This is a genomic window from Candidatus Aegiribacteria sp. (genome assembly GCA_021108435.1).
GTDB lineage: Bacteria > Fermentibacterota > Fermentibacteria > Fermentibacterales > JCC-6 > Aegiribacteria.
Genome location: JAIOQY010000198.1, coordinates 33,764 through 58,415, shown reverse-complemented (window position 1 = coordinate 58,415; position 24,652 = coordinate 33,764). Strand labels below are relative to the sequence as shown.

The window sequence follows — 24,652 nt, the reverse complement described above, 5'->3', positions numbered from 1 at the left end:
GATTTGAGATAGATGCCCGGAATGAAAAACTCCGGGCTTCCATGCTTATTCTGCCTGATTAAGGAGCTTCTATTGCTCCAACAGGACATGCGGGAACACACGCACCGCAGTCTATACAGGCATCCTGATCTATCGTGTACTTCTCCCCTTCGCTAATAGCGTCAACAGGGCATTCCGGCTTGCATGCTCCGCAAGCAATACAATCATCATTAATGGTGTGTGCCATTCTTTCTCCTTTTCTTTTCTGCATGCATACTTCTACTTTTAACAACTACAGGTAAGCGACTATATCTATTGCCAAATAGCCGGTCAACTTCTTTTAGCGCTTCTTCCTGCTCCTGATCTTATAAGATCAAGAATTCTTTCCAGTTCATCAAGGCTATGATAACTGATTTCAATTCTGCCCTTTTTCCCTTTCCCTTTTATTCTCACTCTTGTTTTAAGAAGTCTCTGGAGAGTCTCCACCAGTTCTTTCTCCTCCGGAGTAGTCCCTTTTACGACTGCTGCAGATTTTCTCTTTGTTCCCGCAGCAAGCAGGCGGATTTTTTCTTCAAGCTGTCTTACTGACATGTTTCTTTTGAACGCTACTATCGCTATCCTCTGCATGGTTGAAATATCATTAAGAGCCAGAATAGCTCTTCCGTGTCCCATTTGAAGCTGCCCTTTCCTGAGCATTTTCTGCACTGATTCAGGCAACTCAAGCAATCGCATGAAGTTAGCAACAGAGGATCTGCTCATACCCACCCTGTTTCCCATATCCTCCTGAGTAAGGTCAAACTCGCTCGATAATCTTTTAAAGGCTTCCGCCTTTTCCATGGGGCCAAGATCCTGTCGCTGTATATTCTCGATCAGTGCGAGAGCAAGCATCTGTTCTTTGCTGGCTTCTCTGACAACAACCGGAACTTTATCGAGTCCTGCTTCTCTGGCTGCTCTGAGACGCCTTTCACCTGCTATCAGCTGGTATCTTTTACCCTCTTTTCTAAGAATAAGGGGCTGAATTATTCCCTGCGATCTTATAGAGGCTGCCAGTGAAGCTATTTCTTCGGGTTTCCATTCCTTTCTCGGTTGGAAGGGATTGGGATCTATCAGATTGATATCAACTTCCATAGACTTAAAGAGGTCATCTTCATTACCGATTCCGGGGAATATTTCTTCAAGACCCTTGCCAAGAGCTCTTCGTTTCCTTGCTGTCACCTTTGCAGCACCTCCTTCGCAAGATTGAGATAACTTGCGGCTCCCTTTGATCCAGCGTCGTAAAGAAGCGCTGGCATACCGTAACTAGGTGCCTCGCTTAGTTTTACGTTTCTTGGTATACACGTTTCATATAGAATTGAACCAAGGTGCTCTTTTACATCCAGAGCGACTTCCCGACTGAGTTTCAGACGACCATCGAACATTGTCAGCACAACACCGTTAATTGAAAGATCAGAATTCCAGCGTTTTCGAATATTCTTGATCGTGTTCATCAGGTGCGACAATCCTTCAAGCGCATAATATTCACTTTGCAAGGTAATAAGTACTTCTGTTGCCGCAACGAGAGCATTAATTGTCAGTAATCCCAGTGACGGAGGACAGTCAATAAGTACATAGTCGAATCTATCTACTTCTTCCTCCATAGATTCTGCTAAAAGGAATTCTCTTTCCTCCGCACCTGCAAGCTCTATCTCAAGACCTGCAAGATCGCGAGATCCTTTCACAAAAGAAAGACCATCCACATCTGTCTTCACAATAACCTCTTCCAGGCTGTGCTTTCCAAGAAGAAGTGAACATACATTTTTTCCGCGCCCGTTATCCATGCCAAAACCGCTTGTAGCATTTGCCTGTGGATCGAAATCTATCAAAAGGATATCTTTATTATTCATCGCAAGACTCGTACCAAGGTTAATGACTGTAGTTGTTTTTCCTACTCCACCTTTCTGGTTTGCTACCGCGATGATTCTGGTTTCTTTCATCTATTACTCTTTTCAGACTATATCCTGTCAAACCGTCAATATCCGTTCCTGATTATAAGCAGGTTCGATACTGCACCAGAAATCCCGGCCGGTCAAGCGGAGGACATTCCAATTCTATGTACTTATTTCCCTTCGGAAGTTCTATATCAGGCGGTACTCTATAAACAAGTTTTGACTGTCCTTCTTTTTTCCTCCTGATCAATTCCAGAAGTACTTCCGGAGGTGAAACGGTTCTCGCAATGAATTGATCTCCAAGAATTCCCGGATCTGTTTTTTCTATTCTAAGGGGAATTGCTTCGGTTCTTTCCAGAGCAAGTTTTTCTATCACATGAGACAGGAAAAGATATCTCTTCCTTCTTGGTTCCAGAAGAATCATATCCAAACCAAGAATTCCCAGTACAAGCCCTGGAAATCCTGCCCCGCTGCCTATATCAACAACTTTGCTTTTCCTGTCAAGCATCTTTCGATATGATATTGATTCCAGGAAATGCCGTTCCCATAACCTGTCTTTTTCCAAAGGTCCTATCAGATTTGTTTCCAATGATCTACGTAAAAGAATTTCTGCATATTCCTTTAGTAATTCTGCCTGTTTATCGTTCAAATCGAACCCTATCATCCCGCAGTCCTTCTTCATCCTGCAATTATCCGGAAATGATTGTTCCAGGGGACTCATTAATTCATTTCTTTCTTCATGGAACTGTTCCACGTGGAACGTTTTCCCGCAAGATACAGCAGCAATCCTTCCAGATCGGTCGGTCTGATCCCCGGAATCCTTTCTGCTTCTGCGAGTGTGTCGGGTCTCGTCTTCTCCAATACTTCCCTTGCTTCCCAGCATATTTCTTTTATCTCCATATATGAATCTATACCGCTCAGATTCACTGATGAGGCTCTTCTTCTCGATTCGTCCCGTTTCATGCTTCGCTTTATATAACCTCTGTATTTCTCATCAAGCATCACTGAGAAAACGGCCTCTTTGCTGAAAGAGGAAAGTAATGGTATCAATTCAACCAGTCTTTCTGCTTCCGCACCCTGCCTTCTGCACCATAAATCGGTTTGACATCCGTCAATGATACTGGTTTTCATTACTGTTTCTATTTCCGCTGCCTCTTTTAAGCTATATTCGAGCTGTAATGTTTTTCTTTCTGAAAGAACACCCAGTGCTTTCCCGAACTCATACAGACGCTTGTCCGCATTGTCCTGTCTTATATACAATCTGTTTTCTGCCCTGGAAGAAAACAGTCTGTAAGGTTCGTCTGTTCCCTTTGAGACTATATCATCGATCATCACGCCCAGGTACGAATTGCTTCTCGAAGGAGAAAGCTGCTGGATACCCTTTACAGCTCTTGCTGCGTTTGCCCCTGCAAGCAACCCCTGCGCTGCTGCTTCTTCGTATCCTGATGTCCCGCACATCTGTCCTGCGGCAAAAACGTTCTCAGTTCTTCTCAATCGTAGGGATGGTGTTATTTCTGTATGATGAATAAATGAATATTCCACAGCATAACCATAATCGGCGATAACTGCCTTTTTGAAGCCTGGAAGAGTGCGAATCATCTTTTCCTGAGCTTCTGCCGGCAGGCTGCTTGAAAGTCCGTTAAGGTAAAACATCCTTGATCTGTGACCCATAGGTTCAACGTAAATATTGTGCTGCTCTCTTTCCGGGAATTTAACCACCTTGTCTTCATAACTCGGACAGTATCTCGGTCCTATTCCGTCAATTCGACCGGCAAGAAGCGGAGAAAGATGCATGTACTCTTTTGCTGCTATCATCGTGTTTTTGTTCGTTTTTGTTAAATAGCATATTTCATGTCCTATTGGCATGTCTACTGTATCAGCACTGAATCTGAAATCTGTTTCTTCTGATTCCTGTATACTGAGATCTCTCGTATCTACAGATGTTCTGACTATCCTGGCCGGTGTCCCTGTTTTGAAACGTTCCACGTGGAACAATCTTCTTTTTATATCTTCCTCGAGGCTATCAGCGGCAATATCTCCAATTCTGCCTCCTCTCCATTCGCTCTGCCCCCTGAAGAGCCTTCCCCTTAGAAAAGTTCCTGTTGCCAGCACTACTGCTCTCCCAAGTATTACTCCGTTCTTTCTGCACCTTATTCCCTCTGGCTTTTCTGTACTTCCCTCCAGCGCTATTACTTCATCTTCTACTATTCCAATTGCTTTACTCTCCAGATTCAGCTGCTGAAAATGAGCGTAAGCAGCTGCATCAGACTGCACTCTTGGACCCCATACCGCTGGTCCTTTTCTCCTGTTAAGCATCCTGAAATGAAGCCTTGTGGCGTCAGCTGCTTTCCCCATTGATCCATCAAGAGAGTCTATTTCCTTAACCAGTGTCCCTTTCGCTATACCCCCTATTGCCGGGTTACATGACATCTCACCAATTCTGTTATACTTTGCCGTTATAAGCAGTACACTGCAACCCATTCTTTCAGCGGCAAGCACCGCTTCTATTCCTGCGTGTCCTCCTCCAATTACTATTACGTCAAAAGTATTTTCAGAAATATTCATTTCCCTACACACATGCTTGAAAGAGCTCTTTCTACGCTTAACGTCAGATTCTCTCCTTTTCCTAGTATACTCCGTATCTCTCTTTCCGCTTCACTAAGATGCTCCGACGCTATACCGAATTCATCTCCAGTTACAAATTCTTCCGCTTTCAATATATGGTTCACTATTCTGTCTACTGCTCCTGATAGAGACATGTTTCCGGGGGATGTAGAAATCCATTCTTCTACTGAATGTATTCCTTCTCCTGTTAAAGAAGACAGATTCATTATCTTATTACTATTCTCCCCCGAAGACCTGGCAGAAGCTGTGTTCAGGTCGCTTTTGCTTGCCACTTCCAGGATTTCAGGAGATTTACCTGTAAGCTCTTCAGGAGGCTTTTCTATTCCTTCCTGCGACATCCATATTACTTTGTCGAATTCCTGTATTTCATCCAATATCGTCCTTGATGCCTGTAGATCAAGGCCTTCACCACCGCTTCCAGCAGTATCGCATAGAAGAACAACCCGTCCTCTGATCTCAATGTTCTTTCTTGTCCCGTCCCTTGTTGTTCCCGGAATATCAGACACAAGAGCTTTTGCTCCTGCCAGTATATTGAAAAGTGTTGATTTGCCGGAGTTGACAGGACCCATTATAAAAACCTTCTGACCCGCTTCGATTTTTCCTGCTCTCTTCACGAGTGTTTCTGACGCTTTAAGTAATGCAGAAAATTCCTTTAGAATTACTATTCTCTCAGAGTCAAGATGAGGTTCCCCGAATTCAATATCACCTTCAAGCAACTCTTTTGCTTTTTCTATACGAATCATGAATTCTTCGCATTCCCTGCCGAATCTGCCTGATATATTCCCTTTTTCTCTTCTTTCATTCCAGATTGAAGCAAGTGTCATTATCTGTATTGCATTCAGCTTTCCCGATAAGAATGCTCTTCGCGTGAATTCACCGTTATCTGCTTTTCCAGCTCCATGTCTTATGAGAATATCCATAATCCTTCTGACTATTTCCGGAACTCCATGACATGTTATCTCGACCATTTCCTCCCCTGTGTAACTTCGGTCTGCGGGCCATGAAAAAGCTATAACTTCATCTATAACCTCTCCTTTTTCAGAGATAATTCCAAGTTTTCTTCTCATTCCCCGGAGTCTTCCGGTTTTCAGAGTCATTATTCTCTCTATAAGGTCGAAGGAACCGTTTCCGCTTACTCTTATCACTGCAAGCGCTGAATGTCCTTCAGGTGTGGCAGGTGCGCATATTATCTCAGGTGAGACTTTAATCCGCATATCTCACCAAAGTTACTACTGCAACGTTGCATAAGACACTCGCATACTGCGTTATGCTCAATCGGCCTTCCTTGAAGTATATACAATACATCTGCGTCGACCTCTTTCGTATGCCTTGTCTGCAAGCGCTTCTACACCGTTTCGTTTAGCAACCTGTTGAAATATGCGGATTTACCGTCATATTTCACCATCTGCGGTGTTCTCTCTAAACCTTTTCAGATCAGGTCTGTTCTTTTTCCAGCTTTCGCTTGATCATCTCCTGCTGGGCTATTGTCAGCAGATTATTAGTGAACCAGTAAAGAGTCAAACCAGCTGGAAAGCGCATGAACAGGAATGTCATGAATATCGGCATCATGTACATCATTCCTTTCTGCTTCTGATCTGTCATTGTCATTTTCTGCTGGAAGAACATTGCTACACCCATAAGTACAGCCAGCAGTCCTATTCCATGCAGGCCCAGTATAGGGGGCTGAAGTCTGATGAGGATCTCAGGATGTGAAAGATCCTGAATCCACAGCATGAATGGAGCGCCTCTTAGCTGAACCGAGTTCGCAAGTACCCTGTAGAGGGCAAAGAACACCGGCATCTGCATCAGCATCGGGAGGCATCCGCCCAGAGGATTGACACCCTCTTCACGGTATAGTTTCTGCATTGCCGTCTGGAGAGCTTTCGGATCACTTTTGAATTTCTCCTGAAGGGTTTTCATCTTCGGTTGAACCTGTTTAAGCTTTGCCATTGATTTGAAACTCTTGCTTGTAAGAGGCAAAAGCACCAGTTTCAGCACTATCGCAAGGACTATTATCTTTATTCCCCAGTTATTTATTGTAGCAATTACATTAGTACAGAACCAGAAAAGCAATCTTCCTATTTCCCTTATGAATGGCCATCCGAAATCCACCAGTCTGCTGGTGTCTCCTCCAAGTTTCCGCAATCTTCCGTAATCAAGGGGTCCAGCGAATACATTTACCCTTGTGTCCTGAATTCCAATTGATGGAGATTCATCCGATCCTGATGGGAAGATATATCCATATGCCCTTTCGAATGATTCCGGCATCAGAATAATCGCGAAGTAATGCGATCTTGCCGCAATCCATCTGACATTTCCAACCTGCTCTACTTCATTGATATCACCGGATTTTCTGTCTTTAACCTTTTCCGCGTTCCATTGCGCTTTGAAATATCTTGATGTATTTACATTCATCTCACTCACAGGGAGTATTCCTGCTGGAATGCTTATCATTTCTTCAAATCCGATTGTTTCAATACTGAACCCGTAATGATCAGGTACAAATGTATATCTTATTTCTCTTTCGTCATCTGTGAACAATACAAGTGTCTCTGGTTCTTCATCTATTATTAGAGTATCCGGTGAATCAGTTTCAAATACTACATCTCTATCGAGCCAGCTGTTTCCATTGAAGTTTATACAGTTTCCTTCACCGGCACCAGGCATATCTTCGAACTGCGGAAGTTCCCAGCTTCTAATTGCTCCGCCGTATGTTGTTAACTCCGCATGTACTAAATCTTCGCTATCACCCCTGATTATTACCGTAATTGATCTTTCATCCGGCTCATCCGATGCTTTTTCGGTAACATCAGTAATGAGTGTATCCTGATATACTTTCACTGACAGAGTATCCACTGGAATGGTTTTTACTGTCACTGTTTCTTCAGGAATAACTGCTTGTTCAGGAATTCTTTGCTCTTCAATTGTACTCTGTGTGCTTATCGATTCGGTTTCCGGTGCGGCTTTCCCCATGAACTGCCAGCTGATGAACAACACTGCCGCCATTAGAACTGCTGCTATAAGCAGCCTTTTTTGATCACTCATTTGCGATTCTCCCATTTGTCAGGAACGGGATCGTATCCGCCTTTTTTAAATGGATGACACCTTAGAACTCTAAGAACAGTTAGCCATCCTCCTTTTATCGCTCCATACCTTGTTAATGCTGTTTCCGCATATCTGCTGCAGGTTGGTGTATAAATGCAGCTCTGTGGAAACAATGGTGAAACAATCTTCCTGTAAGTTTTAACAACTGCAATAAGCATTACGGTAATACTGTTTTTCATCCTGGTTGATTTCTCTTTGTACGCTATTCTGTTTTATCATTACTCTTTCTTATCTATCTTTTTCCGCATGGTTTTCCGTGTTTTCTCTATAGAAACCAGTAGTTCCATGAAATCCTTCCGAAGATTCTCCCAGTTATCCTTCAAAAGTTTACCTTCAGGCATTATAACAACATCTGCTCCTGTGTTCATTCCTTTTTCTATTGAAAGATGCCGCAATCTTCTTCTTATAAGATTTCTTTTAACAGCGTTACCGCTCTTTGCGGACAATGAAAATCCCATGCGGATAATACCCATGGAATTCAATCTGTACACCGCTCTTATAGAAGTTCCTCTGAAAACATTACCTGTTCTCAGGATCCTTCTGAACTGGTATCCCTTTTTAAGGGTATTCTTCATTACCGCTGATATCAGGGAATTAAATTCTTTCTTCCCTTACGTCGCCTTGTATTCAGTATTTTTCTGCCATTCTTGCTGGCCATTCTTGCTCTGAACCCGTGTCGCCTTGCTTTTGAAATATTACTCGGCTGAAATGTTCTTTTCATTTCCTTCTCTCTCTCTCGAAAACCGGACTTGACGCAGTCTGGATTTCTGCAACAGTATAATCAGTAAGTTAATTAATTATTTTCTTTGTTCACCGATTATGAAAGTTAGCCAATAGACTGCTTTCTGTCAAGTATTTGCGGTAACATCAAAACATCTGAAAAAGGTTTTCAACATTATGTTTGTACTAAATTACTGTTAATCTGTCATATATATGTTTATCAATACTATACGATACTCGGTTTATGTGGATTACCCTGTGGATATATATGACAAATCACTGTAACTTATTACGTTAGACTTCCACCAACGATTGGAATGAAGATGGGCAATTTTAACCCCGCCGAGTTATGGATTCAATGTCTCAACGAAGCGGAGAATTCCCTCGAACCAACTGAATTTGAGGCCTGGCTGAAAAAATCAAGTTTCGAAGATCTTAATGGCAGTCTTCTCGTAATCCGTTTTCCAAATTCATTTGTAGCAGGTCATGCAAAATCCCGATTCGGCGGATTCCTTGAAGAACTCATTCGTGATATCTCAGGTAGAAAAGATCTTGCGCTGCAATTTATCGGTGATCCTGCTAAACCAGGTCCTTCATCTTCTACCTCTCTTTCCGCCAGAAGCGCTTCCAGCCAATCCGATACGGCTTTTCTACGTTCTAATTATACTTTCGATCACTTCGTTGTTGGTCCTAATAATCAGCTTGCTCATGCAGGAGCCCTTGCAGTTAGTCGCGGCAGTAATGCAGCCAGCTACAATCCTCTATTCATCTATGGTGGTGTCGGGCTTGGGAAAACACATCTTATTCAAGCAATAGCACATAGCCTTCGTCAGGAAGGAAAAGGTCGAACATTTAACTATCTGTCCACTGAACTGATGGTTGATCGTTATATCAAATCTGTTTTACAGAAGGACTTCTCTAAATTCAGGAAGCTGTTTCACAATATTGATTATCTACTGATGGATGACATTCAGTTTCTAAAGGGAAAGGAACAGACCCAGGAAGAGTTCTTCCATAGATTCAATGAACTTCATCAGAACGGCAAACAGATAGTACTTACTTCAGACAGACCGCCTCATGAGCTTCAGGATGTTCATGAACGGTTAATCAGTCGTTTTCAATGGGGACTTGTTGCAGATATTAAACCTCCTGAGTACGAAACACGATTGGCAATTCTTCAACTTCTTTTTCGAGATGAAAAATTTTCTGTTTCACATGATGTCCTTGATTTTATCGCTTCTTCAATTAGAAAGAATGTTCGTCAGCTTGCAGGTGTAGTACATAGACTCGCTGCAATTTCACGATTAACACAATGTGAAATAAACATGGATATCGCCCAGAGAGAGATCCGTTCTTCACTCGGTTCAATAACAAGAAGGCTTACTGCAGGAAATATAACCTCTGCAGTTGCAGAGATTTTCAATGTCTCTCCCGGTCAGTTGAAAGGAAAACAGAGAAAACGAAGTGTTCTTGTTCCAAGGCAGGTTGCCATGTCTCTTATTAGAGAACTCACTTCTATGTCACTTAAGGAAATAGGTTCTTTTTTCTCTGGCCGTGATCATTCAACCGTTCTTAATTCCATTGATAGAATAAATGAATTGAAAAAGCATGATCCCGAACTTGAAAGAACTATAGCCGAATTGAGAAGGAAACTCACCTCGATATGAACTGTGTATAATTATACTATTGAACTGTTGAAAATAATTCATTGTTGATAACTCATTTTTCACTATTCAGTTTTCAACATTTTTTCAACAGCCATGAACTTACATGTATTCATATAACACGTGACATGTCTACATATCCACGTGTATAATAACTATCATTATTGTTCTCTTATAACTGTTTTCATCAGGCTGGAGGAAAACTTATGATTAAGCTTCTTGTTAACCATTCCGATTTGCTGAAAGGTTTGAATTCTGTAGCTACTGCGCTTCCCGCAAGAAGCAGTCTTCCATATTTAACAAATGTCCTTCTTGAAACAGAAGGAGACAGGCTGAAATTATCTGCGACAGATCTTGATACAACAGTGATAACCATCATCCCTGCTTCTATAACAACTGCAGGTTCAATAACACTTCCAGGAAAAAAACTGCATGAAATTGTACGTGAATTACCTGAAGAAGAGGTAAGAATGAGTGCTACAGGTAACAGAATAACAATAAACTGTGGTCAGGGATCATTTTCTTTAAGCGGCAATTCAAGTGAGCAGTTTCCTTCACTTCCATCGAAAAGCAGTACGGAACCGTGTGTAGTCCCTGTAGATGTTTTTTCTGAAGCTATAAAGAAAACATCATACGCAGTTGCCAAGGATGATTACAGAGCAACGCTCAACGGTGCATTGCTTGACATAGGAAAAAACGGTTTTGAAATGGTTGCTACAGACGGACATAGATTAAGTTGTATAAGCCTTGGAAGTATTAAATCTGATAATGATATTAAAGCACTTATTACACAGAAAGCACTTAATCTTTTTGCAAAACTATCAACTGATGGTGATGTAAAAATTCGTTTCAAGGGTTCTCAGATATCTTTTGAATTTGATGATACAATGATATTCAGCCGCACTATAGATGGTGAATATCCACCTTACAGGAAAGTGATTCCCATAGATAATGACTGTATTCTTCATACAGAAAGAGAACATCTTATATCTGTATTGAGACGTGTCAAAACCATGGCCAATCCATCAACACATCAGGTAAAGTTCTCTCTTGAAAAAGATAAAATAATTATTCAGGCGGAAAGTGCTGATGCGGGTGAGGCAAAAGAAACACTTATTTCTGAATATGACGGAATTCCATTCCAGATTGGTTTTAATGGTAATTTCCTTATGGAGATTCTTCGTAATATGAGTTGTGATAGAATTGTAATGAGGATGAAGAACAGCAATACGGCTGTTCTATTAAACGATGAAGAAGAAACTGAAGGTGATGACTCATACCTGGCTCTGATAATGCCGGTTAAACTCTCAAAGACGTTGGAGAGCCAGACTGAATGAGATTAATGATAAAAATTGAATAATTAGCGGTTGTCATATGAAGAAGATCGAAACTCTTATAACTGATGTCTTCAAAAGATTAGAACTTGGTAAATACCAGAAAAGAAGAAATATCCTTGATTGCTGGAGTGATATTGTGGGAGCAGAGCTTGCAGAATTATCCATTCCTGCGGGCTGTGACAGATCGGTAATTCTTGTTAGGATTCTTCATCCGGCTGCCGGAATGGAAATAAGGTTAAGAAAAGAAGAGATACTCTCGAATTTAAACAGGATTTCAGGCGAGGAGCTTTTTACTGATATAAAAGCGATTATGCCTGGAAAAAGTGGAAGGCAGAGAAGTATTGACCGAAAACGACAAAAAGAACAGAGATTACGACGCTGATTCTATTAAGGTTCTAAAAGGTCTTGAGCATGTAAGAAAAAGACCTAGCATGTACATCGGCTCAACATCCCAGACAGGCCTTCATCACATGGTTTGGGAAGTTGTTGACAACAGTATTGATGAAGCGCAATCAGGGTTTTGCACAAGAATTGATGTTACACTGCATGCAGATGGAACTGTTTCTGTTGACGATGACGGAAGAGGAATACCGGTCGGTATGCACGAAACAGGAAAACCTGCGCTTGAAGTAGTAATGACTACTCTCCATGCTGGAGGAAAGTTCGATAATTCAGCGTACAAAACCTCAGGAGGCCTGCATGGTGTCGGTGTAAGTGTTGTGAATGCTCTGTCGGAATGGCTGAAAGTAGAGGTTCATAAAGATGGTTATATCTATTTTCAGGAATACAGAAGAGGTAAAACACAGGCAGAACAGGAAAAGCAGGGGAAAACAAATCTTACTGGAACAAAAATAAGATTCAAGCCTGATTATAAGGAAATATTTGAAACTTCTGAATTTAAGTATGAAACTTTGTCCGGGAGATTAAGAGAACTTGCATATCTTAACAACGGATTAGAAATATTTCTGAATGATGAACGTACTGCGAAAGATACAAAAAAGGATGAATTCTGTTTTGAGGGCGGATTAAGCTCTTTTGTTTCTTATATTAACGAGGCAAATCATACACTGCATGATCCTGTAAGAATTGCAGGAGAAATTGAACTGGGTGATGAAGGAATTCTCCTGATCGATGTAGCGTTACAGTACAACAAGGCATTTAAAGAAGACATTTTCAGCTTTGTGAACAATATCAACACGATTGATGGAGGAACTCACCTCTCAGGTCTCAAGTCAGCGCTTACAAGAACTCTGAACGATTACGCATCCACGAATAAGATGTTTACCAACAAGGATGATACATTCTCAGGCAGTGACGTAAGAGAAGGGCTTGTAGTTGTAATCAGTGTTAAGATCCCTGACCCTCAGTTTGAAGGTCAAACTAAAACAAGGCTGGGTAACAGGAACGTACAGGGAGCTGTGTTATCCCTTGTGAACAGAGGTCTTGCCGAATACTTTGAGGAAAATCCTTCTATAGCACGAAAAGTGGTGCAGAAGTGCTTGCTCAATAACAGATCAAGACAGGCCGCGAAGAAAGCGAGAGAGCTTACAAGAAGAAAATCAGCTCTTGAAACAGCTGCACTGCCGGGTAAACTGGCGGATTGTACCGTAAATGAACCTGAAGAGGCAGAGCTGTTTATTGTAGAGGGAAATTCAGCTGGAGGCTCAGCAAAACAGGGAAGAAACAGGCATTTTCAGGCAATTCTTCCACTGAGAGGCAAGATAATCAATGTTGAAAAGGCACAGCTTGGAAAAGTGCTGAACAACAATGAGATAAGAACTATAATCACTGCCGCTGGAACAGGAATCGAAGAAGATTTCGATATAAGCAGTGTTCGATATCATAAGATCATAATAATGACCGATGCAGATGTAGACGGCTCGCATATCCGCACTCTTCTGTTGACTTTCTTTTACAGACATATGATAGAGCTGATTGAAAAAGGTTACATCTATGTTGCTCAACCACCTCTATATCTGATTAGGAAAGGTAAAACTAAGCGTTACGCGTATAACGAGAAAGAAAGAAAAGAAATTACAAAGGAATTCGGAGATCAGGGTTTAGTAATACAGCGGTATAAGGGTCTTGGAGAAATGAATCCGGATCAGTTATGGGCAACGACTATGGATCCCGAAACAAGATTACTTCTAAAAATTCGGCTTGAGAACACTATGGAGGCCAGTCACATATTTTCAGTTCTTATGGGTGATGATGTAGGACCAAGACGAGAATTTATACAGCTTCATGCGGCAGAAGTGAGAAACCTGGATGTTTAGGAAAACGCATGATTATTGCCTGAATACAGGCTTGGAGGCGGTCATTTGAACGGCAGCACAGGTAAAAGAATAGATATCATTGATATAGAAGAAGAAATGAAACGCTCCTATATGGATTATTCAATGAGCGTTATCGTCTCGAGAGCACTTCCTGATGTAAGAGACGGATTGAAGCCCGTACACAGACGAATTCTGTATTCGATGTACGAGCAGAAACTTACATACAGGCGACCGTATAAGAAATCCGCTGCAGTAGTGGGAGATGTTCTTGGAAAATATCACCCTCATGGAGACAGCGCTGTCTATGATGCAATGGTACGAATGGCGCAGGATTTCTCACTCAGACATCCGCTTATTGATGGACAGGGCAACTTCGGGTCGATAGATGGAGATCCGGCGGCAGCGTATAGATATACAGAAGCAAGAATGTCCAGAATAGGCGGAGAAATGCTTCGTGATATCGAAAACGAAACAATAGATATGTCTCCCAACTTTGATGATCGCCTTAAAGAACCTTCCATTCTGCCTTCCGGCATACCTAACCTTCTCGTTAACGGATCGTCTGGAATTGCTGTAGGTATGGCAACGAACATCCCGCCTAATAACCTCCGAGAAGTTATAGATGCCTGCTGCAGTATCATAAATAATCCTGATCTTTCAGATGGAGAGCTTTTTGAAATTGTAAAGGGACCGGATTTTCCTACCGGTGGGATAATCATGGGTCTTCGAGGAATCAGAGAGGCTTACAGTACCGGAAAGGGATTGATTCATGTCCGCGGCAAAGTGATGACGGAAGTAACACAAAAAGGCAGGGAAGCAATCATAATTACAGAAATTCCCTATCAGGTTAATAAGACATCACTTATTGAGACTATAGCAAATCTTGTGAAACACAAAAAAATTACGATGATAGCTGATCTTCGTGATGAATCCGACAGAGATGGCATGCGGATAGTGATTGAACTGAAGAGAGATGCAGTAACTGAAATAGTTCTTAATCAGCTTTACAAACATACCACACTGGCAAAAACATTCGGAGTTAACAGTCTTGCTCTGGCTGGAGGAAGGCCTGTAAGGCTTAATCTCAGGCAGATGATTGATTGCTACATTGAACATCGGCATAATGTCATTGAGAGAAGAATTGCATTCAACCTGAAAAAGGCTGAAGCAAGATCACACATAGTTGAAGGTTTGTTAAAGGCTCAGGACATTATAGATGAAGTAATAAGGGTTATCAAAGAATCTGGAAGCAGTGAAGAAGCAAAGAAAAAACTCATAGAAATATTCGAATTCTCCGAATTGCAGGCTCAGGCAATATTGGAGATGCGTTTAAGAAGACTTACCGGAATGGAACGGGAAGAACTGGAAGAAGAATATGAAGAACTCCGTATTCTCCTTGAAAAACTTCGCCTGTTAGCTTCGAATCGCTTGGAACGAATGAAGGTAGTGTCAGAGGAGCTAAGGGAAGTTGCCGATATATACGGTGAAGACAGGAAAACGGAAATTGAACCTTTTGCTGCAGATGAATTTGATATAGAAGATCTGATACCCGATGATGAAATGGTAATCACCCTCTCTCGAGAGGGATATGTAAAAAGGCTTTCAACAGATACTTATAAAAGTCAGCACAGAGGTGGAAAAGGAATTTCAGGAGCACGAACAAAGGAGGAGGACTCAATTGATCAGATATTTGTATCCTCTAACCACAGTTATATATTGTTTTTCACTAATCAGGGAAGATGTTACTGGCTGAAGGTTTATAAAATTCCCGAAGCTGGAAGAATCAGTAAAGGGAAAGCTATAGTTAATCTCCTGGATCTTGAACCGGAAGAACGCCCCGTCGCGAATGTATGCGTGAAAGAGTTCGATGAGAACCGCTTTATCCTGATGTCAACAAGCAATGGTATTATTAAGAAGACTCCTCTTTCCGACTACAGTCATCCACGACGAAACGGCATATGGGCGATAAAGCTTGATGAGAACGCAGAACTAGTAAGTGCCTCATTAACAGATGGAAACAGCCGGGTTCTGCTTGCTCTGGCAAACGGAAAAGCTAATAGATTCAGTGAAAAAGAGATTCGTTCAATGGGAAGATATACAAGAGGAGTAAGGGGAATAAAAGTTACAGGAAATGACAGTCTCGTGGGAATGGTTATCATGAATGAACCAGGGAGTGTACTTACAGTAACGGAGAATGGATTTGGGAAACGGACATGTTCAGAGGATTATAGACTTACACACAGAGGAAGCGCCGGTGTTATTAACATCCGTAATATTCAGCGGAATGGCAGGGTAATTTCAATCACACAGGTGAAAGAAGAGGATGAATTAATACTTGTCTCAGCACTCGGTATGATTATAAGGTTACCAGTTGAGCAGATAAGAGAAATGGGCAGAAGCACTATGGGAGTAAGACTTATGAATCTACCAGAGAACGACAGGGTCGTTGACGCTGCTGTAGTCCAGCCGGAGGATGAACAGGTTCCAACAGAGGAGCAGAAATAAAGGCAAGTGAGATAGTCCGTGAGATAGAATCCTGGAGCAGAGAGAACAGGATTTATTCAGCTCCCCCTCCGGAAGTTGGAAAAGGTTTTTCGCTTCCTTCGAAATCATTGAACAGATCTGTTATTGAGCCTGAAGCAAGGGGCAGGATCTTTGACATATCCCTGTTCTCAAAAGACTGGCCGGAAGCGGGAGAGATTCTTGCCTATCTTCTCTCAACAATAAAAAAAGTCGATGGCCAGGCACTTCTCGAAAATCTGTCCAGAATGAACGAACCTCCCCCGGTAGAGCAGGAAACAGCAACGGAATGGTTTTCCGCTGTAAGCAACCTTCCATCGTCTGCTGTTGTTGTAGCTGTACTTGAATTCTTCCACCTGAGCTGGACATGGAATCAGATAGGACCGACTACAGGCTTAACATTCAAGGAATTCCTCAGTCTGTTCTATAGAGTGTTTCAGGTACTTGCAGAAATGCAGGGAGACGCATCTCTTATCAGGAAACTGATACAGATGGGTTTTAACTGGCCTGATCGTTTTGGTTTCATTCTCGAGAGAGCGAGAATAGGGGGAGTAAATGTTATACACGCTCTTGAGAAAGCACAGGAACTGATACCTGAAATCCCCCTTGTTGCTGAAAATTCACTGGTTGATTTCGCTCTGGAAACGGGATGGTATCTTCTCGGAAACGAGCACCTCCCTGTTTGGAGAGCTGTTGGCAGAAATGGAGAATCTCTTCTGAGAAAGCTGAGGGGGTTTTCCATACAGATGGAGTCTATAAAGATTCTTTCAGGATTTCTTGGACGTCTTGAGGATACTGATCAGCTTCAAGATCTGCTGGAAGACTCAATTCCCGACGAGATAGAAAATATAGCCGGTACACAGGAAAAGGCCGTCCTTTCAGAAACACTTGAACTGCTTTCAGAGGAAGCGATAACAGCGCTTACAAGACGAACTGAAAGAGATATGTGCCTGGATATAATGGCCATTCAGGTGAGAGACTGTTCGCCTTTTGAATATGGACAGGCTATTGCCGAGATGATGCTGTTCAGGAGTAGAGGGAAAGCAGAGAGAAAGATCTTCAATGGAATTTACGACCTTTGCGCGAAAAACGATAGCAACAATCTTATTATTGAAATTGCAAGGATGTCGGCTGAACGCAGGGAAACTCCATTTTATGATGAAATGAAGACAGAGTACTATCTTAGATTTATACCGATTGCTCTTTCAATTCTGGAAGACCAGAAAAGAGCGCCGGATATCAGACGAGTTACTAATTCTATTGGACGACTTATGGATGCAGTACTGAGCCAGAATGATCCGTCCATATCACTGGAATCACTTGAGAAATTAATATCTGAAACTGAAATCAATTTCGATAAACTTCTTCCTGCTATAATATTGCTGCTTCGATCAACCAATGAGGAATTAAAGCATGAGCACGTTATCAAGAGCGAGATATTCGTCCTGATACTTGATCTGCTGGATGATAACTACCGAAGAAGACTTCTTGAAGGAGAACAGACACACTGGCTTTCTCCCCTTTCAAATGCAACCATTGATTCCTGCAGGAAAGTTGTTGAAGCGATGGGGAGAATTTCAAACCGATCTCTGCGAAGCCGCTTCATGGATAAAGTAATAGCTCCTCTTTTTCAGGAGATCGGAGCAGATGAATTAATATTCAGCGAGTTAATTACATCAGCTGTATCCACATATAATAGAGAAATGAGTCTGGAGCAGCTGAGAAATGAAGAAATAGCCATCCTTGGCAGACTCTTTAGAGCGGAAGACAGGAGCAAAGCGCTTAAAGTCTCAATGAATCGACTGCTGCGGATACCGGGAATAGAAGAAAAAAGCGCAAACGATCTTATATACTGTGCCCGTATGCTTTGTGAAACGCTCTCCCAGCAGGCCGTATGGCTTGAGAAATCAGGCCACAGGATATTCAGCAGATTTCTCTCAAGAGGATTAACAGCTTTCGTTAAAACACTGGTTGAGTATCCGGAGATTTCGGAACACCTGACAAGCGGTAACATGATGAGAGAATTGCTGACCAGAATGATTCCTACAAAGGAAACGGAAGACAGCAATGTTGCGCTATGGCAGCTGAAAACCGCGTCGGTGTTTTTCGGTGAGACTATTCCTTACTCGGTGGAAATACTCACCGGCAAGCCTGAATTGCTGATTCCATATCTTCGAGATATTACGGAACTCGCTGTCGGCTCGATGCATGGAGAGCTTGCAGGAGCTACTTTTCTCTCCTGGATGTCGCACAGACTGGAGAAAAAACTCATTGATGAATATGCTAGAAAACTAGATAACGGTTCTGTTCCCTCAGAAGTGCAGAGAGATATCGAGGGATCACAGATGATGAATGCCTGGCGAGCTGTCCGAGACAGCTCATCAGAGATACTGAGAGATACGGTTAGTTCTCTGAAAGCGGTAACGCAGCAGATACTTCACAGAAAAATAGTAATAAGAGAAGGAAGAAAACTGGTTGAAGGATTCATAGAAAATGGGTGTAAAGAACTTATTTTAAAAGTATCTGTGTCTCCGGACAGAAAAGAAGTCATTGAACTGCAAAAGGCTGCGGGGGATTCCGAATTGATAGATATTTTCAGAATAATGGAAGGAAGAGAACCTGTTGGAAAGAAGAAACAGCTTCCTGAGAACGTAGAGCAATTTTTTCTTTCTCGCGATTGTCCTCCTGGAGAGAATCCCTGCAGGTTCTGGAGGAGTAAAGCCTTTTCCCCTCTGGAGAATGTGCTGGTTGATATCATTCTTCTCTATACAAGCAATGAAAGCCTCTCGAAGATTGAACAGATGATGGATGATTTCGTTGAGATTATAGGATATCTTGGCGCAGATGAGGTTTTCAGACCTTCCATAATTTTTACTGCATTGGAAAAATCCCTTTCGAAGACAGAAAAAGGGAAAAGACTTACCGTTCACATGGTAGAGAGAAACCTTGAAAAAAATATCTACAGGCTGATGTGGCGCAGAAAAGCAACGAATAAGACAGCTGAATCTGTAAGTGAATTTGTGCCTGAGAAAAAAATAACGAATATGCTTTTTGACAGAATTACCAGAGAGAGAACATCACGGGAACAAATTCTCTTCACTAAGAAATTCGCAAGAATATTCGCGTCGGTTGAAAGTCTGATAATGAAAAGAAAGAACTCGGAGATACAATCCGCCAGATCTGTTCTGCAGCATATATGGATATTCAATTCAGAAGCGATCAGGCCATCCTCGGCCGTAGAAACAGCAAGAGACGCAGTGGAAACAATAACACAGTTCTTCCTCGAGATCGGAGCCAGAACAGGAGCTATAACAGCTCCTGAGGCCGGAGCGATAAGCCTTGGCATGAGACGTAAATATAGAGATAACGCTAATACGGTAGCCATATTGATCAAATGGACGCAGGATTCAACCCGTGGAGATCTTCTGGCTCTTGTTGAAGCACATCACCCTCTTCTTGAAGCAGTTAGCCGTGACAGCGAACTGATACAGCTTATAGATGATCTCTGGGGTGACGGCAAGGCAAGGCTTTACATAAGATCACTCGCGGATCGCCCGGACAGACTTAAAGATCGTCTGCTTCATCATCTCGGAGTAAAATCCAGAGCTAAGAACAACGGTATAAAATATGTCTGACCAAATCGAATCTGCTGTCAGAGAAATAGCTCTTGTTTCTACCGGTGGCACAATCGAGATGACGACCGGAAGCAGAGGGCTGGTTATTGCTGATGATATTAATCAACGTCTGCTTGATGGAGATGTTATTCCGGCCAATGTCAGAGTTACGCAAATCAAATTCAGCAGCATTCCCAGTCCTCATATGACACCGGGCATGATAAGAGAACTCTGTATCAAGCTTGAAGAGCTTGCATCCGGTGGAAAATTTGACGGAATTGTAGTGACTCACGGGACAGATACATTGGAAGAAAGCGCTTTTCTTGCGGATGTATACCTTAAGGAACAGATACCTGTTGTCTTTACAGCGGCAATGCGAAGTAATGCCGAGATGGGAGTTGATGGGCCGAGAAACCTGAGAGGAGCTCTGCTTGTTGCTGCAAATACTGAAGTTCATAAGTTGGGAGTTACAGTAGTTCTTAATGATGAGATTCACGCTGCAGGAAGAGTCACCAAGACTTATACGAGTAACGTAAGCAGCTTTGCTTCACCTGGTTATGGGCCGTTAGGCTTTGTTGACCAGGATAGGATTCTTCTGCAGCGAATGCCCTTATGGAGACTTCATCTGCCGCCTGGAGAGCTTGAAATGAACAGAAGCATAGGACTTGTCAGAATTGCATCAGGTTTTGGAGCAAGAGAAATCAGATTCAGTACGGACTGTAAAGACAGCGGGCTGGTAATAGAGGCGTTCGGGAGGGGTAATGTTCCGGTAGATGTTGCTTCTGCCGTTGAATATGCGGTAAGTAAAGGAACAATTGTCTGTGTATCAAGCAGATGTTACGTTGGAAGAGTACTTGGTGTTTACGATTATTCAGGAGGAGGAGCAGACCTGGAGCAGAAAGGCGCAATATTTGCGGGAGATATGCAGGGTCACAAGCTGAGATTACTGCTTATGGCATGTATTAGCATGAAGATGAACAGGCAGGAGATCAGAGAACTGCTTAAGGTGCTCTGACAGTGCCGGACTTTGTTGACAAACAAGAACACGCAGACTTAGTATACCGCATGCTGCATCGGAATGAGCAGGTTTTATATGCCTGAGAAGGGTTTTACCGCGACTTTCATTTCTAATTCTGGTAAAACACATCACCAGTTTAATGTAAGCGGGTGGAAGCTTCATTTGACAAGGGTAATGCTGGCGCTGTTTGTGCTTGTAGTATCTGCGGCGGCAGCCATAGTTGCTTTTGGGTTAATGGAAACGGGAGAAACAGACAGACTGAGAGAAGAAATCTCCATGCTGCAGGATTCCCTTGCAGTAAGGAGAAATATAGAAGCGCGCCTTGAGAGCATAGAATTGAATCTGGAACAGCTGGGCAGCTTCAGACAACGAATAGAAAACATAGCGAGTACTATTTCATTGCAAGTGGATACTCTGGAGCAGTAACGCAATAAAGAAAAGAGGAACAGGAATCATGCAGAAAAAGGAATATTCCTCCACCATGGATTCCATTCTTGGACCCGGCAGTATTTGTAAAGGTTCATTGAAAGTAGATGGAGGTCTCAGAATAGATGGTGCAGTGGAAGGAGAAGTCACCGTATCCGGTACCCTGACCGTTGGCCGGGAAGGAATAATATCAGGTGATGTATCGGTGAGCCAGGCAATTGTCGGAGGAACAATACGGGGAACGGTTAGAGCTGAACAACAGCTTGAGCTTCAAAGCGGATCCAGACTTGAGGGAGACATATTTACCCGATCTCTTGTTATTGAGGATGGCGTCTTCTTCGAGGGCAGTTGCAAAATGAGTCGTGGCAACGAGTCAGAGTCTTAATGTGGAAAATGTGGAAAAGGTTACAAAACTGTGGAAAACTATCTAACCGTATGATACTCAAAAGGATACACAATCACTTAAAGTAGTTTCATAAGTAGTATCCACAACAGACACTGTCATGGAGGTATAGCGCTGTTCCCGGTTATTTCAATGTCTGAAAGACCGGTGTTCCCAAGTTGATTAATCGAAAGGCTGGTATTTAAATGGCAAAAATAGATGCTCTCCGCAAAGGTGAGGATCAGGCCAGGCAGGTACTGGAGAACGCTAAAAAGGATGCCCGGCGGATAACACAGAGTATTCCGGAGATGATTGAGGAAATGAAGCGGAAGGAAGACGATTATCTCAGGGAAGTTACATCCGAAGCTGAAGCGGCTGTAGAGAAGGTTGTGACTCAGCTGAAAGGAAAACTCGACGAAAAAACGGACAGTAAGCTCAAATCACTGGCGGAGCATGAAGCAAACCTTGAGAAAGCGGCTACCAGAAGTCTTCACGAACATATCCTCAGAGGCGGGAAAGAAGACTGATGAGCCTTGATGCGATATCGAAGATAGAGGTTCTGTGTCATGCAAAAACCCGTGAGAAGGTTCTTGAGAAGATAGAATCCTCAGGGAAAGTCCATCTGATAGATATGTCGGAAATCGAACAGACAGGGGCAATGAAATTTTTCAAACCCGCTTCATTGAATACAGATGACCTTTCAGAAAGGATATCGAGCCTCGAAAAGGCAGTTCAATTTCTCGAAGAAGAAACTGCAGGGGAGAAGAAGCAAAAACCCTCAATACCTCCCTCTCTTTCTGAAAAGGAACTCATGGCGCTTTCTGAGGATGAGAATCTTCTGGAGAAAGCACGCAGAGCATGGTTCATAGCAATCAGGAAAGCCAAGCTTGAAGGCGCGGAAAGAGAACTTGAACAGGAGAGAGATTTCCTGATGGAATGGGAAGAGCTGCCGGTTCCATTTGAGGATCTTAGAAAGAAAGGATCCTACCTGCTTGCGGCAGGTATTCTCGAAAAAGACGCAATTCAGCAATTGCATTCCCCGGAATGGGAAAAAGACAATCCTCTCTTTCATCTCGAAGTCATTCAGAAGAAGAAGAAACTTGAGAGGGTTATCGCGGCTTTTCATGAATCCGTATCAAGAGAAGTCCTGCAGTCGCTCGGAGAGGTGGGATTCTCTCAACAGGACTTCGGATCCAGACAGGGGATGGTAAAGGATAACCTGGAAGAGGTTTGTCGTGAACTGGAACTTGTTGACGGTAAAATGAACACGCTTCACGAAGAAGCGGTGAAGCTGTCTTCGTTCATTACTCGATTCCGCATTCTTCTTGATGCTGCCGGACTGCTTCTTGAAAGACTGAATGCCGCAAGAACAGCATGTGTCAGTACTCATGTATTCCTGTTCAGAGCATGGATACGCACCGCCGATCTTGACAGGTTGAGAGAGAATCTTTCTCAGCTTGGAGAAGTAGCTGTTGAGGAAATCGAACCGGAGAAAGACGAAACACCACCCTCTCCGATAACTGAAAACGTTGTGGCTTCACCATATACATTGCTTACGGATATGTACGGCCAGCCAACAAGAAGGGATCCCGACCCAACGCCCCTGATAGCGCCATTTTATGCCCTGTTCTTCGGTATCTGTATCGGTGATGCCGGATACGGAATTGCTCTTGCTCTCGGGTCCGCATTAGGCTGGTATCTGGTACGCAGAAGACACGGAAATCCAAGATTATTCCAACTTCTGTTCCAGGGGGGATTAGCGAGCATTCTGGTTGGAATCTTCCTCGGAGGCTGGTTTGGTATTTCCTTTGACGATCTTCCAGGTATTCTTCAGACTCCGGCACTGATGCTTAATAAGCTCGTGCCGGGATATCAGGTTGGTGAGCAGGGGCAGGAAGGCTTCGGAGTATCGAAGCAGTTCCTCTATTTAACACTTGCTCTGGGGCTGGTGCAGCTTACGGCAGGTATCGTTATCAATCTCAGGAAACGCTGGAGAGCAGGAGAAAAATTAGCGGCCGTTGTAGATCAATCCGGCTGGCTGCTTGCCACGGCTGGTCTTTTTCCATGGCTCTTCAATCACTATCTGCTCAACGGGGCGCTCTATAACGTTAACGGGCCGCTTGATAAAGTATTTACCATGATGCTTGCCGCGGGTGCTGTCCTCATATTCATAATGGGAGGAAGGGAAGCAAAGGGATTCGGAAAGATAGGGACCGGAGCATACGCCCTGTACGGCATAGTGAATATTCTCGGGGATGTACTGTCATATTCAAGACTTTTTGCTCTTGCCCTTTCGAGCGCGATAATCGCTCAGGTTATAAATCAGATGGCCGGAATGCTGGTCAGCGAACTTGGAATACCTGTTGTCGGTGTAATTCTGGCCATTGTGGTTGTTGTTGCAGGGCATTTATTCAATATAGCAATGGCAGCCCTGAGCGGTTTTATCCATACCGCAAGACTGCAGTTTGTGGAGTTCTTCGGAAAATTCTACGATGGTACGGGGGTTCCATTCAAACCGCTGAGATATGAACCGAAGTTTGTGCATATTGATAGAGAAAAATAGTAAATAAGACTCTTTCCGTTTAGAGAGAAAGGAGATATTGAGTGGAACAACTAGTTGCATATATGGGAATAGCTCTTGCCTGCGCGCTCGCCGGGATCGGTTCGGCAGTTGGAGTAGGTATTGCGGCTCAAGCAAGTACGGGAGTTATGAGCGTTGATCCCGGCAAATTCGGGAAGCTGCTGCTTCTTTCAGCTCTGCCCGGAACACAGGGTATCTACGGTTTTGTTATCGCATTCCTGCTTCTCGGGAAAATGCCGCTGGTTACAAGCATGCCTGTTGCATGGCAGGTCTTCACGGCAGGTTTGCCGATAGCGCTTGCCGGTCTGTTTTCAGGAATTCATCAGGGAAAAGTCTGCGCTGGTGGAGCTATGATGACGGCGAAACAGCCTGATGATTCAGCAAAATCGCTCATTCTCGCGGTTTTTGTTGAATTCTACGCGATTCTTGGATTCCTTGTATCATTCCTCATGCTGCAGGGCATAGGAGGGTAATCAGGAA

At 43.0% G+C, this 24,652-nt stretch carries 22 protein-coding genes; 12 read left to right on the top strand and 10 right to left on the bottom strand.

Annotated elements, in window-relative coordinates; all coding sequences use genetic code 11:
• Positions 1-58: 58 nt before the first annotated feature.
• From K8R76_11935 to rpmH, 10 genes are all read right to left on the bottom strand, one after another.
• Positions 59-226 (bottom strand): 4Fe-4S binding protein, encoded by a 168-nt coding sequence (locus K8R76_11935; protein MCD4848886.1) that lies wholly within the window; start codon positions 224-226, stop codon positions 59-61.
• A gap of 83 nt (positions 227-309) precedes the next feature.
• Complete coding sequence (locus K8R76_11930; GenBank protein ID MCD4848885.1) at positions 310-1,194, bottom strand: ParB/RepB/Spo0J family partition protein; 885 nt, start codon at positions 1,192-1,194, stop codon at positions 310-312.
• Positions 1,191-1,952, bottom strand: a complete 762-nt coding sequence (locus tag K8R76_11925) for an AAA family ATPase (protein ID MCD4848884.1) — start codon at positions 1,950-1,952, stop codon at positions 1,191-1,193. Before K8R76_11925 ends, K8R76_11930 begins: the two co-directional genes overlap by 4 nt.
• Positions 1,953-2,004: 52 nt before the next feature.
• Complete coding sequence (locus tag K8R76_11920; GenBank protein ID MCD4848883.1) at positions 2,005-2,568, bottom strand: class I SAM-dependent methyltransferase; 564 nt, start codon at positions 2,566-2,568, stop codon at positions 2,005-2,007.
• A gap of 56 nt (positions 2,569-2,624) precedes the next feature.
• Positions 2,625-4,469 carry a tRNA uridine-5-carboxymethylaminomethyl(34) synthesis enzyme MnmG gene (mnmG, locus tag K8R76_11915; protein ID MCD4848882.1) on the bottom strand — a complete coding sequence of 615 codons (1,845 nt, stop codon included), beginning with the start codon at positions 4,467-4,469 and terminating at the stop codon, positions 2,625-2,627.
• A complete protein-coding gene (locus K8R76_11910; protein MCD4848881.1) occupies positions 4,466-5,743 on the bottom strand; it encodes a 50S ribosome-binding GTPase in 1,278 nt (425 codons plus the stop codon). Before K8R76_11910 ends, mnmG begins: the two co-directional genes overlap by 4 nt.
• Positions 5,744-5,963: 220 nt before the next feature.
• Positions 5,964-7,574 carry a membrane protein insertase YidC gene (locus K8R76_11905; protein ID MCD4848880.1) on the bottom strand — a complete coding sequence of 537 codons (1,611 nt, stop codon included), beginning with the start codon at positions 7,572-7,574 and terminating at the stop codon, positions 5,964-5,966.
• A complete protein-coding gene (yidD, locus tag K8R76_11900; protein ID MCD4848879.1) occupies positions 7,571-7,801 on the bottom strand; it encodes a membrane protein insertion efficiency factor YidD in 231 nt (76 codons plus the stop codon). Before yidD ends, K8R76_11905 begins: the two co-directional genes overlap by 4 nt.
• A 51-nt stretch (positions 7,802-7,852) precedes the next feature.
• Positions 7,853-8,209, bottom strand: a complete 357-nt coding sequence (rnpA, locus tag K8R76_11895) for a ribonuclease P protein component (protein ID MCD4848878.1) — start codon at positions 8,207-8,209, stop codon at positions 7,853-7,855.
• 11 nt (positions 8,210-8,220) lie between these two features.
• Positions 8,221-8,355, bottom strand: coding sequence for a 50S ribosomal protein L34 (gene rpmH / locus K8R76_11890; GenBank protein ID MCD4848877.1), 135 nt, complete (start codon positions 8,353-8,355; stop codon positions 8,221-8,223).
• Between the two features lie 322 nt (positions 8,356-8,677).
• On the opposite strand from rpmH, the gene dnaA reads away from it, so the two are divergent.
• The 12 genes from dnaA (at position 8,678) to K8R76_11830 (ending at position 24,645) form a co-directional block, all read left to right on the top strand.
• Complete coding sequence (dnaA, locus tag K8R76_11885; protein ID MCD4848876.1) at positions 8,678-10,021, top strand: chromosomal replication initiator protein DnaA; 1,344 nt, start codon at positions 8,678-8,680, stop codon at positions 10,019-10,021.
• 203 nt (positions 10,022-10,224) lie between these two features.
• Complete coding sequence (gene dnaN, locus K8R76_11880) at positions 10,225-11,355, top strand: DNA polymerase III subunit beta (protein ID MCD4848875.1); 1,131 nt, start codon at positions 10,225-10,227, stop codon at positions 11,353-11,355.
• Between the two features lie 37 nt (positions 11,356-11,392).
• Positions 11,393-11,737, top strand: coding sequence for a DUF721 domain-containing protein (locus K8R76_11875; protein ID MCD4848874.1), 345 nt, complete (start codon positions 11,393-11,395; stop codon positions 11,735-11,737).
• Positions 11,697-13,631 (top strand): DNA topoisomerase (ATP-hydrolyzing) subunit B, encoded by a 1,935-nt coding sequence (gene gyrB / locus K8R76_11870; GenBank protein ID MCD4848873.1) that lies wholly within the window; start codon positions 11,697-11,699, stop codon positions 13,629-13,631. The genes K8R76_11875 and gyrB overlap by 41 nt, the downstream gene beginning before the upstream one ends.
• Before the next feature lie 96 nt (positions 13,632-13,727).
• Positions 13,728-16,136, top strand: a complete 2,409-nt coding sequence (gene gyrA / locus K8R76_11865) for a DNA gyrase subunit A (GenBank protein ID MCD4848872.1) — start codon at positions 13,728-13,730, stop codon at positions 16,134-16,136.
• A gap of 107 nt (positions 16,137-16,243) precedes the next feature.
• Positions 16,244-19,786, top strand: a complete 3,543-nt coding sequence (locus K8R76_11860) for a hypothetical protein (protein MCD4848871.1) — start codon at positions 16,244-16,246, stop codon at positions 19,784-19,786.
• Complete coding sequence (locus K8R76_11855; protein ID MCD4848870.1) at positions 19,779-20,780, top strand: asparaginase; 1,002 nt, start codon at positions 19,779-19,781, stop codon at positions 20,778-20,780. The genes K8R76_11860 and K8R76_11855 overlap by 8 nt, the downstream gene beginning before the upstream one ends.
• A gap of 78 nt (positions 20,781-20,858) precedes the next feature.
• Positions 20,859-21,209 (top strand): hypothetical protein, encoded by a 351-nt coding sequence (locus K8R76_11850; GenBank protein MCD4848869.1) that lies wholly within the window; start codon positions 20,859-20,861, stop codon positions 21,207-21,209.
• A 28-nt stretch (positions 21,210-21,237) separates the two neighbouring features.
• Positions 21,238-21,594, top strand: coding sequence for a polymer-forming cytoskeletal protein (locus K8R76_11845; GenBank protein MCD4848868.1), 357 nt, complete (start codon positions 21,238-21,240; stop codon positions 21,592-21,594).
• A gap of 203 nt (positions 21,595-21,797) precedes the next feature.
• Positions 21,798-22,118 (top strand): hypothetical protein, encoded by a 321-nt coding sequence (locus K8R76_11840; protein ID MCD4848867.1) that lies wholly within the window; start codon positions 21,798-21,800, stop codon positions 22,116-22,118.
• On the top strand, positions 22,118-24,154 hold the full coding sequence (locus K8R76_11835; protein ID MCD4848866.1) for a hypothetical protein: 2,037 nt from the start codon (positions 22,118-22,120) through the stop codon (positions 24,152-24,154). Before K8R76_11840 ends, K8R76_11835 begins: the two co-directional genes overlap by 1 nt.
• 62 nt (positions 24,155-24,216) lie before the next feature.
• Entirely contained in the window at positions 24,217-24,645 is a 429-nt protein-coding gene (locus K8R76_11830) for a V-type ATP synthase subunit K (protein ID MCD4848865.1), read from the top strand.
• Positions 24,646-24,652 lie beyond the last annotated feature (7 nt).